Origin of the sequence: Streptomyces sp. sk2.1 (assembly GCF_008120935.1) — a bacterium.
Classification (GTDB): domain Bacteria; phylum Actinomycetota; class Actinomycetes; order Streptomycetales; family Streptomycetaceae; genus Streptomyces.
On record NZ_RDBO01000032.1, the window covers coordinates 1 to 13,659 of the forward strand.

Genomic DNA, 13,659 nt, shown 5'->3' on the forward strand with positions numbered 1-13,659 from the left:
CTCCGCGATCGGAACCTTCGTAGTCGCCGCCCCCGCACCGGCCCCCCTCGGCAGCGAAGACGGAACGGAGAGCAAGGGGGACAAGGGCGGCGACTACGAAGGTTCCGATCGCGGAGGACGCGACGACGAGGGCGGCGGGCGCGACCGCGGCTACGACGGGAAGCGGGAAGAGAGGATCTACTTCAACGAGCGGACATACCCCGCCCATCCGGGAGGATGCGTCTCCGCGGCCAGCGGGCTGGGGTCGACCAGCTTCAGCATCTACAACAACAGCCGGAACGCGGTCGAGGTCTTTCGGGGGTTCGCCTGCGACGGCGGTTCCCCGGTCGCCACGGTCGGCCCCTACGGCAGCACCTACGGCGTCGCGACGCCCAACGTCCAGGGCGGCGGGTTCATCGACAACGGCGTCGTGGGCAGCTTCCGGGTGATCGGCCACGACGAGTGGTGACGGCCCGCACTCCCGAACTCAACCGGTAACTCCCAGCTCCCGGACAGCGGCGTCGGCAGCTTGCGCGTGTCGTCGAGGCCCCCGGCGCCCGGGCCTTCCGGCCAGTGTGCCGGGGGCCGGCCCGCCCACGTGGCCGAAGGCTCGCTTCCCTGCCGAGCGGGCGACCTGCGCACCGCAGGTGAGGGGTCCGGTCCCGTCCTGGGACCGGACCCCTCACCGGGTCAAGGCCCGCCGGGCAGAACCTGGCCCTGCCGCACAAGGCACACCGACCGGCCGCCGAGGCAGACGCCACCGACAAGGCCGTAGCGGGCCTCGATGCCCGCGGCCCGGTCCGGGGCGGCCGGTCGAGTCGCCCCGGCAAGACGGTCCAGGGCGTCGAGGGCGGACTCGGACGCCCCCTCGGGCCCGTTCAGGGCCGTTGACCACTCACTCATCCATGACTTCCGGTGACAGGCACAGCCCAAGGCGCCCGCCGACGAAGCGCTCGCGATGACGAGCTCGGCATCGAGGCGGACCCCGGGGCGCCTTCGCCCACGGCCAGAGCAGCCAGACCACACCACACACCCGCGCTTACATATATAGCGCGTATGCAATTATCGCTAAGGCGCACAAGGGGACCATTCAAGCAATTCCGGGAAGGGGCGAGCCACGCCTCTCGCTCTACTCGCCCTTGCAGTCGGTGCCTTCGGCATCGGTACGACCGAGTTCGTGATCATGGGCCTGCTGCCCGACATCGCCGCCGAGTACGGCGTCACCATCCCCGTCGCCGGCCTGCTGGTCACCGGATACGCCCTCGGCGTCGTCCTCGGGGCACCGGTGCTGACCGTGCTCGGCTTCGGCGGCGTCTTCGCCGCGATCACCTACATCGCACCGATGATGACCCACGTCGCCGGCCACGCGGATGGCTCCGTCACATGGCTGCTCGTGCTCTTCGGCGTCGGCGTGTTCCTCGGCAACCTCCTCGGCGGCCGCTTCGCCGACCGTGCGCTGATGCCCCTGCTGTACACGGCCCTCGGCGGCCTGGCGATCGTGCTCGCGCTGTTCACCGTGACCGCGCACAACAAGATCCTCGCCGCGATCACCATCCTCCTCATCGGAGCGCTCGGCTTCGCCACCGTGCCCCCGCTCCAGAAGCGCGTCCTCGACCAGGCCCACGGCGCCCCCACCCTGGCCTCCGCCGTCAACATCGGCGCCTTCAACCTCGGCAACGCCCTCGCCGCCTGGCTCGGCGCGGCCCTCGCAGCCGCCGCCCTCCTCCTCGCCCTCTGGTCCGCCGCGCTGGAGCGCCGCGCCCCCGCAGTCGAGGCCATGGCTCCCGCCGCCGCGGCGCCCACGCCGGTACACCACTGAGCCCGCCATTCGCCCCCGCTCCGGAGAAGCACCGCCATGGGCACCGCCGCCGTCGCCCCCGACCGACGGGCGGCGACGGCGGCGGTGCCCATGGCGGCCTGGGTCACGCTGCGGTGGGCGGGGCGGTGGCGCCGGTGATCTGGTCCCAGATCACGAAGCGGACGGTCATCTCGGTGCGGTGGTCGGGGGCGGTCATCCGGTGCCGGCGTGGCCGGAAGTGGGGTGAGATGCCGCTGAACGCGGACAGGAATCTCTGGGCTCCTCCGACGCTGCGGAAGCCTTTCTTGGCGCGTTCGCGCTGCCTCGTTGGCTGGTGGGATTTCTCGGCTCGGTGGTTCAGGCCCTTGTGGGAGCGGTGCTCGACCGAGGGCATCACCTCGTGGTGGGCCGCCCCGTAGGAACGGAGCCTGTCCGTGACGATCACCCCTGGCACGGCCCCGATTCCTTTGAGGAGCCGACGGAAGAAGCGCCTGGCCGCGGCCTTGTTGCGCCGGTTCTGAACGAGGACGTCCAGCACGTTGCCATCCTGGTCGACCGCGCGCCAGAGGTACTTCTGCTCGCCGTTGATCGTGATGAAGACCTCGTCAAGGTGCCACTTGTCGCCGGGGCGGGGACGCCGGCGGCGCAGCGCGTTGGCGTAGGACTGTCCGAACTTCAGACACCACCGGCGGATCGTCTCGTAGGAGGCAATGACGCCGCGCTGCAGCCTCAACTCCTCCACCCCCGTCAGCCAACGCAACAGCGCCTGCTCCAGAACTGGTCGTCCCGCCCCAGCCAACACGTGGCCGTCCGTCCGCCATTCCCTTGCACTGCTCGGCAGGCCGGGCCCCGCCCGCGGGCACTGCCCGGCCCCTCCCGGAAGGCCGTCAGCTCCCTCGTCGGCCACGGCCGGGCCAGGGGGCGTCCGACACGCCCCTGGCCCCTTCTCCCGTCACCGCGGGCCCTTCGAGTGGTTACGGACGTTGGCCGATCCGGTCGACGACGCCCACCTCCTGACTGCTGCGCATCTCGAAGTACCTGTCGACCTGCCGCCACTCACCGTCGATGCGCTTCGCATTGCTGCCCTTGAGACGAATGCCCAGGTAGTCATAGGTCTCACGGTCGAAGACGAAGGTGAAGGTCAGGTGGGGGTACGACACCCCGACCCCGTGCCGGCCCAGAGCGTCGACCTCGTCCTCGTCCACCTTGATGCGTGGCAGTTTCGCCAGAGCCTCGAAAGCGGCGGCCTGCAGGCCGGGCGGCATGACCCGCGGCCCCTGCATGAGCAGACATGCCTCCATGAACACCATCCCGTCGGGGTCGGGCGCGGGCCCACCGGCCTTGCCCCCCTTCGCTCCGGACGGCTCGACGACCTCGACGCGCCCGTGGCCGAGCCACTTGAGGAGCTCGTCGGGGTCGGTCGGCCACTTCTGCAGCTTCGCGTATTCATTGGGCGGCCACTGCACCTCGTGCTCGCCCAGCGGGGGATCGTTGTGGATCTTGCCGTGCTCCTGCCGGCGCGAGGGCCTGGAGCCGTCCACCGACAGCCAGCTCTCGTCCGTCCACGTCCTGGTCTTCCCGCCCTTCACGGGGGTTCGCGTGATGTAGGTCTTGGTGTAGAAGTACTGGTCGTTCCGCGGGATCGGCAGGCCGGCACCGGTGGACCGCGTCCTGTCCGCAGCCTTGTGCAGCACCTGCGCCGCGCTGAGGGTGGTCATCCTCGGGGAACGGGGGTCCCCGCCGTCCGCCGAGGCCACCAGTACGGTTCCCGCCACCGCCGCGGCGACCGTCGCGGCCACCGCGACACGGAACACCGTCCGCCTGGGCAGAGCGAGAGGGAATCCCCTGCGGTTCTCCCGGTCGATGGCGGTCATCAGCCGGGTGCGGGCGGCGGCACGGGCCTTGGCGGTCAGGGGAGGCGTGTCCGCCTCCAACTTCTTCACGGAGGTGAGGTCATCCATGATCGGGCTCCTCCTGGAACTCTTGCGGGGCTGTGGGATCGGACCCGCCCAATGCGTCGCGCAGTCTCCTTCGAGCCCGGTGCAGCCGTGAGCGGACGGTGCCCACCGGCACCCCCAGGGCCTCCGCGGCCTCCGCGTAGTCGAGATCACCCCAGGCGATCACCAGCAGCACGTCCCGGTAGCGGGGCGGCAGCTTGGCGATGCAGCCCGCCAGCGCACCTCGGGCGCTTTCGGCGGTGACCCGGTCGGCCACCCGCTCGGCCATCGGCTCGCCGCCTCCCTCGTCCGGGACGCCGGCGGCGACCCGGGCCAGCGCCCGGAGATGGCGCGCCTCGGCCCTCCGGTGCTCACCGACGAGATTGGTGACGATCCCGTACAGCCACGGGCGCGCCTGAGGCCTCGACAGGTCGTAGCGGCGCCGTCGCTGGAAGGCGATCACGAAGGTCTCCGCCATCAGATCGTCCGCCACGTCGGCACCCAGCCGCCGGGCCGCGTACCGGTGGATGTCGTCGGCGTAGCGGTCGAACAACACGGCGAAGGCATCGGGCTCGTCCCAGGACCGTTCGATCACCGAGGCATCGGAGTCCGACTGCTCGTTCGTGCCCTCGGCAGGGTGGACTCCGACGCTCGGTGAAACGGTCATCGGTCGCCTCTCAGGCTCATGTTTTTCCCTCGAAGACGCGGGCATGGTCACCCGTTGTTCGCCGATGGCCCGATTCGAGTTCCCGTTCCTGTGCGCGCAGGGCCCGCTCGTGTGCCGGCACCCGACGCGGCGGCGCATTGGTCCCCTCCGTCACCCGGCGGTCGCAGTTGCCGAAGGCAGGAGATGCTCGTGCACGGCCGCCCAGGCGCGGGAATCCGTGAGGCCTTCCTCGAACGCGATGTCCTGGTGGGACCAGACCGTACCCAGCCCGGCCAGCTGTTCGACCCGTCCCGGGTCCAGGCGTCCGGTTTTGTGGGTTTTGCGTTGGTCGGCGAGCCGGGTCCCGAGCGGGAACCCGGCCGGCACCCAGTCATCAGGGGTGACGTAGTCGTACGGCACCCGCAGCTCCCGTGCCCCGGTCTTCTTCATGTACCGCGCGGTACTCCTCGCTGCCGCGCTCGGCGCGACCAGCACGCCTGGAGTCTTGGTGCGGCGGGTGAGCGTGGGGAGGCGGCGAGGTTGATGGCCGAGGTCGCTGCGGACCGGGCGCGCGTTCTCGGAGCGGACCATCCCGACACCCTCCAGTCCCGCTACCAACATGCCTGGAATCTTGGGCAAGCAGGAGAAGGATGACAGCAGCCCGGCCCGCTGCCAGGGCCCGGCAAGCGTAAAGGGACCCTGGGCAAGCACTCCTCGTTCAGCGGGGTTTGCCACCACTGCGAGAACCGTCCCAACCCTCTCCGGGGCCGGGAAGGGTTGCACCGAGAGGGGGCTGCGCAGGGGGCTGGAGCATTGCCGCGAACCCCTCAAAACGGACACCCGTCGTTTCCGTGGCCCAGCAACGGCGGGCAAGCCGCCTTGGCGTGCGGAAACCTCCAATTCGTTAGTAATCAGAGGTTCTGGATCTCTGATGGGCCCGGGGTGGCGTTGACCAGCCCGGGGCGGGACGTGTGTGGTCCGGTCGGTGCCGTGGTGACCCCTACGACCCCTCCGACCGTGCGAGGTCTTTGTAAAGACTGGTGGCGCTGGGCGCCGGCCGGCCCTCGCACGTTCTGCCCCCACGGGCCCGTCGGGCCTGTCGGGTTCGGGATCCTCGTTGGATGAGCTGCCGCACGGTGACGCGTTTCTCCTCACGAGCTTCGAGCTCTGGACACGGCGCGCGCCGTGCGGCCCCGCGTGCTCGCCTTCCAGAACGGCACCGGAGAAGGGGCGGGATCCATGGACGTGTTCTGCGGGATCGACTGGGCGGAGGGACACCACGGCGTCACGCTCGTCGACGACACCGGCACGCTGCTGGCCAAGTGCCGGATCAACGACGACCTGGACTGCTACCGGCTGCTGCTGGACCTCCTGGTCGGGCACGGCGACACCGTCGAGACGCCGATCCCGGTGGCCATCAGGACCAGCCGCGGCCTGCTGAATGCCATGCTGAGGCAGAGCCCCCGGAAGATCTACGCGGTCAACCCGATGGCTGCCTCCCGCTACCGCGACCGGCACGGAGCCAGCCGCAAGAAGTCCGACCCGGGCGACGCCCTGGTCCTCGCCAACATCATCCGCACCGACGCACCGACGCACCGACGCACCGACGCGCCGATGCACCGCCCACTGCCCGCCGACACCGACCTGGTCCAGGCCGTCGCTGTCCTGGCACGCGCACAGCAGGACGCTGTCTGGAACCGGCAGCAGGTCGCCAATCAGCTGCGGTCTCTGCTCAGGGAGTACTTCCCGGCGGTGATCGTGGCGTTCAGGGACAAGCCGGGAACCCTGACCCGCCCCGATGCCCGCCGCATCCTGGCCGTGGCGCCTACACCTGCTCTGGCCGCCGGGCTGCAGATGTGGAAGCCGACCGCCATGCTCCGGCGAGCCGGCCGCCGCCGGGGCATCGAAACGGACGCCGAACGAATCCAGCAGCTCTTCCGCGAGGAAGCTCCACGGCAGCTGCCCCTCGTTGAGGACGCCATGGGCACGCAGGCGCGAGCCCTTCTCCTGCAGCTCGATGCCGCCTGCGAGGCGGTCGACGACCTGGCGCGGGCCACCGAGGAGGCCTTTCGGGCACGCCCGGACGCGGCGATCACACTGAGCTTCCCCGGGATCGGCACCCAGGCCGGTGCCCGCATCCTGGGCGAGATCGGCGATGACAGGAGCCGGTTCGCCACGGACGGAGGGCTGAAGGCGTACGCCGGATCCGCCCCGATCACGCAGGCCTCGGGCAAACGCCACTACGGCGGACGCCGGTTCGTCAAGAACAACCAGCTCAACCACGTCGGCCACCTGTGGGCCTTCGCCTCCCTGAGCGGATCCGCCGGCGCGGACTCCCACTACCGGCGCCGCCGGGCAGGTGGGGACTGGCACATGCAGGCTCTCCGGCACCTGTTCAACCGGATGCTCGGCCGGCTCCACCACTGCCTCCTGGCACGCGCCCCCTTCGATGAAGCGGTCGCGTTTCCCCCTCCCGCTGCAGCAGGGTGATCATTGAGCCATCGGCTCATGACAGGCTGTCCCTTCCGAACGCGGAGGGGGAGCCATGGCAGAAGTCGGTGGATGGATCCGGGAGCGCAACCTGCGGTCCTTCCCGGAGTTGCTGTCGCACTACGTGGGCTACGGGTTCGATACCACCGACTGGGAGATGGTGGCCCTGGCGGTCGAGGCGACCGACGACGAGCGGCCCGACGGCTGGTACTCGTATCCCTTGGTCGGCGAGCATCGACAGGTCGAGGTTCGGCTTGCCCGCGCGGTCGGCGCCGATGAGCTCACGGTGGCCGTGAAGGGAGCTCTGACGCCCGAACTCGAAGTTCGGACGGACACCCTGCCGGCTGCATTCCCAGCTGGATGACCAAGGTCGACTTGACCCGTTAGCCGCATGAGGTGTCTTTCCCCGCGATAGCCGGGGGAGAGGTACCACCCAGGGCAGGGGGGCGGCCCGGACGGCTGGTTCCGCTTCGAAAACACGCCCGCCCTGCCTGGCCCGGAAGACGATGGGCGCATGACACAGACCACCCCGGCCACGGGCCGCGACGTCCTGGCCGTCATCGAGGTGAGCGGCTACGTACGCCACGGCGGCGTGATGCCCCGTGGCGGGTCCTACCTGTCCTGCATCTGCCCCAAGGCGGCGTGCGGCGACCTCGCCTCCGGCACCGAGCGCGCCGACTGCCCGAGCACGCCCTGCCCTCCACCCATGCACTGCACTGGGCCGCCGAGTACCCCGGGACGACGGGGACCTGACCCGGCACCAGAGGCCGGGCGGAACACCGCCCGGCCCACCGCTGCCTCTTCCCACGCGACAACCGAGGAAGAGGAGGCAGGCTCGGAGCGCGTGCTGGGTGACGTGGTCGACGATGGCGCACATGCGCGCGCGATAGCCACGCTCGATGAAGTAGCCGGGGTCGGCGGCGAGCAGCCGGGGGATGGCGGTGACGGCGGTGACGGCGTCCAGGAGACGAACCTGCTGATCGGGAGTCAGCCAGTCCGCCCCCTGGACCTCGTACGTCAGCTCATGCAGGAGCTCATCACTGTCCTCGGCGTCCGGATCGAGGGCGGCCACAGCGGTTTCGACGGCGTCGGCGAGCGGACCGGTGATCCACGGATCAGAAGCCGGGGCGGGCAGGGCCCAGATGGCTTCGTTCGGGTTCGGCAGCAGCGTTTGTTCACAGGTTGCGGCAGCATCTGATGATCGACAAGGTTCTGGATGTTCACGAGAAACAGCGTCAGTGCGTGGGGGACGGCCTGGCCGACAAGATCAGGGATTCATACCGGCCTGGTGCACAGAGCACGTAGGCTCCCAAAACTATGAAGATATTGATCTCCGTTGACATGGAGGGCATCTCGGGGATCGTGCATCCCACTGAGACGAACCCGGATGGCTACGACTACGCGCGTGGCCGGGCGTTGATGACGGCTGAGGCGAACGCCGTGATCGCCGGTGTCCTGGATGCCGAACCCGCGGCCGAGGTGTGGGTCGCCGACGCGCACGGCCCTTTCCGCAACCTTCTGCCCGAGGAACTCGACCGCCGGGCACACCTGGTCCGTGGCAAGCCACGGCCCCTGGGCATGCTCGGCGGACTCGACGAACAGACCGACGCGGTCCTGCTCGTCGGCTACCACGCCCGTGCCGGCGGCGGACCGGCCGTACTGGCACACACCATGAACGACGGCATCCTCGACGTGCGCGTGGCCGGACGTTCCATGGGCGAGATCGGCCTCAACGCCGCCATGGCCGGCCATCTGGACGTACCGGTCGTGCTGCTCAGTGGTGACGACAGCGCCTGCGCCGAACTGCAAGATCTACTCCCGTCCGCAGTCACCGTCGCGGTCAAGCAAGCCCTTGGCCAGGGCGCTGCCATCGCCCTGCACCCCGAAGAAGCGCGAGAGCGGCTGCGCCATGCGGCCGCCGAAGCCGTCAACCGGCGCGCCCAGGTTGCACCGCTGTCCCTTGTCGGACCGCTCGACGTCGGAGTCGACCTTTCCGCGCCGTTCATGGTCGACCTGGCGACACTCGTACCAGGGGTCTCACGTGGTGAAGGTGGCCGGACAGTCACCTTCACCGCCGCCGACTTCGGCGACGCCTACCGGCTGGTCCTGCTACTCGCGCAGCTCGCCACCATCAAACCTGGCTAGGGTTCAGAAGCTGTTGCTCTATCGATCTTGGTGGGTGTGAGTTCGAGGTCGTCGACTCGGTCGGGTGATCTCGTGGCCGGCCGGGCATGAGAGCGGGGCCTCCCGCACAGCTCGTGGGTGTCGAATCCAACCGAGCAACAGGAGGCCCCTGGTGCTGCAGTCTTCCGTGCCGGCGTCGATGTCGTCCGACTTGGCTTCTCTGTCGTGTGATTGTCTCGCTCACCGGTTCGGGAACGCTGGGGACCGGCCGTACAGGCGACCGAAGTATCCGTCGGACATGAGCGACGCGGAGTGGGTCGTCGTGCGCGATGTGATGCCGGTCCCCGGCTGGCTGGAGGGCCGCGGCGGGCAACCGGAGAGCTATTGCCACCGGCAGATGGTCGACGCGGTGCGCTATCTGGTCACGGGCGGCATCACCTGGCGGGCGATGCCCGCGGGCTTCCTCGTGTGGGACCGTGTCTACGCCTTCTTCCGGCGCTGGCGGGAAAGGGCCCGACCGCCGAGCTCCACGACCGGCTGCACGACCGGGTCCGCCAGGCCGCGGGCCGGGATCCGGGCTCCGGAGCCGACGGCGGGCGTCATCGACGCGCAGCCGGTGAAGGGAGCCGCATCGGCGCCGGCCGCGACCGGGGGCTTCGACGGCGGAAAGAAGGTCAACGGCCGCAAGCGGCACATCGTGGTGGACATCCTCGGACTGCTGCCGGCCGTGATGGTGACCACGGCCTCGGTCACCGACCGGGACGCGGGACAGACACTCCTGGCCCGACTGCGCGATCGGCACTGGCACGTCACGCGGGTGGGCCGACGGCGGCTGCACCGGGCGCCTGATCGACTTCGCCCGCGATGCCTGGCGGATCGGCTGACCGTGATCAGACGCGCCCTTCCGCACGGAACGGACCCGGGTGCCGGCAAGGTGTACATCCACCGGGCCGGGGCAACGAGCAAGAGCCGAAGCCCCGCCTGACCGGGCGAGACACCAGCCGACTCGCACCGGGCCGACACCGTCCTCGCGGGCGAGGACCTCGGAGTGTCCGAGCCGCGGGCGCGCGGCTGCCTGCGCATGAGGCCCGCGGCCCCGCTGGGCGTGCACCTGGCCGACACCGTGGGGGAAGCGGCACACTCGGAACCGGTCCGGCGCCGACCAGGAGTACCGGCTGGAAGGTGTCTCGCGGTGATCCCCCCACGGCGAACCGGCGTGCTGGAGAGCCGCCCCGCCGCAGCTGCGCTCGCTGCAGGCGGGGACGAACGAGCCCGGTCGCCCGTGGCCGGGGCCGACGGTGTGTCAGTGCCGCGGGTCCACCAGGATCTTGACGGCCGTCTCGTTGTGGTGGATGAGGGTCTCGAAGCCCTCGCTGACGAGGTCGTCCAGGCCGATGGTCTTGGTGATGAACGGCGACAGATCGATGCGTCCCTCCTGCACCAGCTTGATGGTCTGCGGGTGGGAGTTGACGTAGGCGATCGTGCCGCGCAGGTCGACCTCCTTGAGGACGAGCTTCTGCATGTCGATCGATGCCGGCTTGCCCCAGATCGAGATGACGGTGATGACGCCGCCGGGCTTGACCGCGTCGAACAGCGTGTCGAGTACGACGTTGACGGACGTGGCCTCGAACGCGACGTCCGCACCCTTGCCGCCAGTGAGGCGTCGTACCTCCTCGGCGACGTTGGTGACGGCGGGGTCGATGACGTGGTCGGCGACCTGGGCGTCCAGTGCCTTCTGCCGGCGCAGCGGGCTGAGCTCGGAAACCGCGACCTCGACGCCCATCGCCTTGAGCACCGCACAGGTGAGCAGCCCGATGGGGCCGGCGCCGCCGACGAGGGCGAAATCGCCCGCCTTGGCGCCCGAACGCTCGAACGCGTGGTATCCCACCGACAGCGGCTCGATGAGGGCCGCCTGGTCCAGCGGGACGTCTCCGACCGGGTGGACCCAACGACGCTCGACGACAATCTTCTCCGCAAGCCCGCCGCCGCGGCCGCCCAGCCCGATGAAGTTCATGTCGGGCGAGATGTGGTAGGTCGGGTTGTTCTCGCTGGTGTCGACCTCGGGGCGCAGGATGTAGGGCTCGACGACGACGCGGTCGCCCGGCTTCAGGTCCTCGACGCCTTCGCCGACCGCGTACACGACGCCGGACATCTCGTGGCCGAGCGTCACGGGGGCGGACTCGCCCGACACCGGGTGCGGGTGACCGGCCGGCGGGACGAAGATCGGTCCGTCGAGGTACTCGTGCAGGTCGGTGCCGCAGATCCCGCAGAACGCGACATCGATGCCCACCGCCCCCGGCCGGAGAGCGGGCTCCGGAATGTCCTCGATGCGGATGTCACCACGGTCGTAGTAGCGTGCAGCCTTCATTTTGAGCCGACTCCTTCTTCGACGTTCTGTTCACACCTTATGCCCGATCCTTACCGCAAAGTGAGGTGGGTGCCCCACGCGGTGCAACCTTGTTAATAATTAAACAATGTGGTGGGGTGTGGGTCGGCTACGGGGTTGACGAGTGCCCGCGCGGCGGCAACGGGCCGTCCGAGGAGCACCGCGGACTGCTGGTGGACACCTGGGGCTGCTTCGTGAAGAGTCGTAAGAAGGGCGGCCCTGCCGCGGATCGCGGTGCATATGACGAACGGTGTGGCCAAGAAGCTCGGCTGCGGTGACCGGCCGATGTCGGAGCCGGGAGCTTCGCCACCACGACGGCGACGCCGACGGCGTTGATCAGTGTCCCCAGGCAGGCTTCGATGTCGCCCTTGGTGAAGAAGGTCTTCGCGTCGGTGCGGCCGACGACGTCGAGGATGATCTCGCCGCCGTCGGCCCTGAACCAGTCGAGTACGTCCTGAGCCGTCGCGCTCGTGGAGGCCCGCCGGCCATCTGCACGGCTCTGACCGCGCAGGCGCGGCAGGGCGGCTTCAACGGCCTTGGCACGTATACGGCGGGTCTCACCCGATGCGATATCGCGAGGACGGCACACCGCTCTGCCCGAGAGGGCCGCCCGCTGCGCTGCCCCGCCCGAGAACGACGGCCGCGGCGCCCTCGCCGAAATCGTCTTCCGTGAAGCCGACCGACGCCTGTCCGCGCCGGTGGAAGGCGCCGCCCGCCGCGCCCCGAACCATCAGGTGCCGGACGGGGCGTCAGGTCTGGTGCCGGTCAACGCGTCGGTGTAGATGCCCGTCATCGCGGTCACGGCCCGTCGGCGGTCCAGGGCCGGGTCCAGGCGGTGCTGGATGTTGATGCCCAGGGTGCCGCCGAGCAGTGCCGTCGCGACGGCCTCCGGGTCGGTGATGTGCGCGCCGGCCGTGCGCAGGTGGTCGGCGTACAGGGCGCGGATCTTGGCGTACTCCTCGGCGTACGTCGTGCGCAGGGCGGACTCGCGGCTCACCGCTTCGATCAGGAGCGTCGAGAAGATGTGCGCCTCGGGCCGGGACATCAGGGCGAAGTTCGCCTCGATCAGCGCCTCGATCCCGSCGCCCGGCCCGGCGGAGGTCAGGCGTTCGCGCATGAAGTCCGTGCCCCACCGGAACGCTTCCTCGATCACCGCCTTCAGCAGCCCGTCCTTCGAGCCGAAGTGCCAGGCCACGGAGCCCCGGCTGATGCCGGAGCGCTCCGCCACGGCCTGGACGGACGCGGCGGCGGCTCCGCCCTCGGCGGCGAGTTCCCACGCGGCGGCCACCAGCCGACGCCGGGTCTCGGCGGAGATCTCCTGCTTGCGGGTCGCACCCACGCGGTGTCCTCCCTGACGTTGCGGCGGCTTGACGCGGCCGATTCTGCCACGCCGGCCGGGCGGCGCCGGGGCCGGCGAGCCCTTGTCTATGATACGTGTCCAGTTCTATGCTGAGCGTCCAATAACTGAGGAGGGCTTGTCATGGAACTGATCGACCTCACGAGGACACTGGACCCCGCCGACCGCGAGCTGCTTCCCGAGCAGCTGCGTCCGCTGGCTTCGGTGGTCGCGCCCGCCGTGGCCTACGCGCACCCGACGGGCGAGGGCCGAGAGCAGTTCGCCGCCGCCATGCACTGCAGCGTCGAGGACCTGCCCGACGGCGAGGGCTGGGGGGCGGAACTGCTCACCGACTTCAACTCCCACCTCGGCACCCACGTCGACGCCCCGCTGCACTACGGCTCGACCTGCGAGGGCAGGCCCGCCCGCACCATCACCGACATCGCCCTGGACGAGCTGTGGTGCGAGGCGCTCGTGCTGGACCTGCGCGGCCGGTGCGAACCCGACGCCCCGATCACCGTCGAGGCGCTGGAGTCCGCTCTCGCCGACAACGGCGCCCCGGTCCCGGCCGGGGGAGCGGTCCTGCTGCGCACCGGCCAGGAGCGGTACGGGCTGTCCGACCCCGAGTTCTTCCGCTACCCGGGCATGAGCCGCGAGTCGACGCTGTTCCTGGCCGATCTCGGGGCGAAGGTCCTGGGCACCGACGCCGCGGGCTGGGACCTGAGCTTCTCCGTGATGGCACGCAAGTTCCGCGACAGCGGCGACAACTCCGTGCTGTGGGACGGCCACCGGGCCGGCCGCGAGCGGGAGGTCTTCATCGTCCAGCAGTTGACGAACCTCGCCGCGCTGCCCCCGTCGGGGTTCCGGGTGGCGTTCTTCCCGATCAAGATCGCCCGCGCGAGCGCCGCTCCGGCCCGTGTCGTGGCCTTCGTCTGACGCCCCCTGCTCGAAAAGAGGAACCGA

Annotated in this window: 15 protein-coding genes; 8 read left to right on the top strand and 7 right to left on the bottom strand. The window is 70.0% G+C overall.

Annotated features, from left to right (window positions below):
* A partial coding sequence (locus EAO76_RS11950; protein WP_148835903.1) for a hypothetical protein occupies window positions 1-448 on the top strand: 448 nt, incomplete at its 5' end.
* A 221-nt stretch (window positions 449-669) separates the two neighbouring features.
* Here EAO76_RS11950 and EAO76_RS11955 read toward each other — a convergent pair.
* Window positions 670-882: a hypothetical protein gene (locus EAO76_RS11955; RefSeq protein ID WP_148835904.1), complete on the bottom strand. Its 213-nt coding sequence runs from the start codon at window positions 880-882 to the stop codon at window positions 670-672.
* 274 nt (window positions 883-1,156) lie between these two features.
* Between EAO76_RS11955 and EAO76_RS11960 the strand changes: the two genes are divergently transcribed.
* Window positions 1,157-1,798 (top strand): hypothetical protein, encoded by a 642-nt coding sequence (locus EAO76_RS11960; RefSeq protein ID WP_316248331.1) that lies wholly within the window; start codon window positions 1,157-1,159, stop codon window positions 1,796-1,798.
* Window positions 1,799-1,901: 103 nt separating this feature from the next.
* Here the strand turns inward: EAO76_RS11960 and EAO76_RS11965 are convergent, their stop codons facing one another.
* The 4 genes from EAO76_RS11965 to EAO76_RS11980 form a co-directional block, all read right to left on the bottom strand.
* Window positions 1,902-2,579 carry an IS6 family transposase gene (locus tag EAO76_RS11965; RefSeq protein ID WP_148835906.1) on the bottom strand — a complete coding sequence of 226 codons (678 nt, stop codon included), beginning with the start codon at window positions 2,577-2,579 and terminating at the stop codon, window positions 1,902-1,904.
* Between the two features lie 172 nt (window positions 2,580-2,751).
* Window positions 2,752-3,738 carry a CU044_5270 family protein gene (locus EAO76_RS11970; RefSeq protein ID WP_148835907.1) on the bottom strand — a complete coding sequence of 329 codons (987 nt, stop codon included), beginning with the start codon at window positions 3,736-3,738 and terminating at the stop codon, window positions 2,752-2,754.
* Complete coding sequence (locus tag EAO76_RS11975) at window positions 3,731-4,381, bottom strand: RNA polymerase sigma factor (RefSeq protein WP_148835908.1); 651 nt, start codon at window positions 4,379-4,381, stop codon at window positions 3,731-3,733. The genes EAO76_RS11970 and EAO76_RS11975 overlap by 8 nt, the downstream gene beginning before the upstream one ends.
* A gap of 150 nt (window positions 4,382-4,531) precedes the next feature.
* Complete coding sequence (locus tag EAO76_RS11980) at window positions 4,532-4,981, bottom strand: helicase associated domain-containing protein (protein WP_148835909.1); 450 nt, start codon at window positions 4,979-4,981, stop codon at window positions 4,532-4,534.
* 618 nt (window positions 4,982-5,599) lie between these two features.
* Here EAO76_RS11980 and EAO76_RS11985 point away from each other — a divergent pair.
* The 5 genes from EAO76_RS11985 (at window position 5,600) to EAO76_RS12005 (ending at window position 9,959) form a co-directional block, all read left to right on the top strand.
* Window positions 5,600-6,850 carry an IS110 family transposase gene (locus EAO76_RS11985; RefSeq protein ID WP_148835910.1) on the top strand — a complete coding sequence of 417 codons (1,251 nt, stop codon included), beginning with the start codon at window positions 5,600-5,602 and terminating at the stop codon, window positions 6,848-6,850.
* A 55-nt stretch (window positions 6,851-6,905) separates the two neighbouring features.
* A complete protein-coding gene (locus EAO76_RS11990; protein WP_148835911.1) occupies window positions 6,906-7,214 on the top strand; it encodes a hypothetical protein in 309 nt (102 codons plus the stop codon).
* A gap of 150 nt (window positions 7,215-7,364) precedes the next feature.
* Entirely contained in the window at window positions 7,365-8,048 is a 684-nt protein-coding gene (locus tag EAO76_RS11995) for a hypothetical protein (RefSeq protein WP_148835912.1), read from the top strand.
* 119 nt (window positions 8,049-8,167) lie between these two features.
* Window positions 8,168-8,995, top strand: coding sequence for a M55 family metallopeptidase (locus EAO76_RS12000; protein ID WP_148835913.1), 828 nt, complete (start codon window positions 8,168-8,170; stop codon window positions 8,993-8,995).
* A gap of 277 nt (window positions 8,996-9,272) precedes the next feature.
* Complete coding sequence (locus EAO76_RS12005; protein WP_187438576.1) at window positions 9,273-9,959, top strand: transposase; 687 nt, start codon at window positions 9,273-9,275, stop codon at window positions 9,957-9,959.
* 318 nt (window positions 9,960-10,277) lie between these two features.
* On the opposite strand, the gene EAO76_RS12010 is transcribed toward EAO76_RS12005, so the two are convergent.
* A complete protein-coding gene (locus EAO76_RS12010) occupies window positions 10,278-11,342 on the bottom strand; it encodes a 2,3-butanediol dehydrogenase (protein WP_148835915.1) in 1,065 nt (354 codons plus the stop codon).
* Window positions 11,343-12,090: 748 nt separating this feature from the next.
* Window positions 12,091-12,699: a TetR/AcrR family transcriptional regulator gene (locus tag EAO76_RS12015; protein WP_187438577.1), complete on the bottom strand. Its 609-nt coding sequence runs from the start codon at window positions 12,697-12,699 to the stop codon at window positions 12,091-12,093.
* Window positions 12,700-12,840: 141 nt separating this feature from the next.
* Between EAO76_RS12015 and EAO76_RS12020 the strand changes: the two genes are divergently transcribed.
* On the top strand, window positions 12,841-13,632 hold the full coding sequence (locus tag EAO76_RS12020) for a cyclase family protein (RefSeq protein WP_148835917.1): 792 nt from the start codon (window positions 12,841-12,843) through the stop codon (window positions 13,630-13,632).
* Window positions 13,633-13,659: the final 27 nt, after the last annotated feature.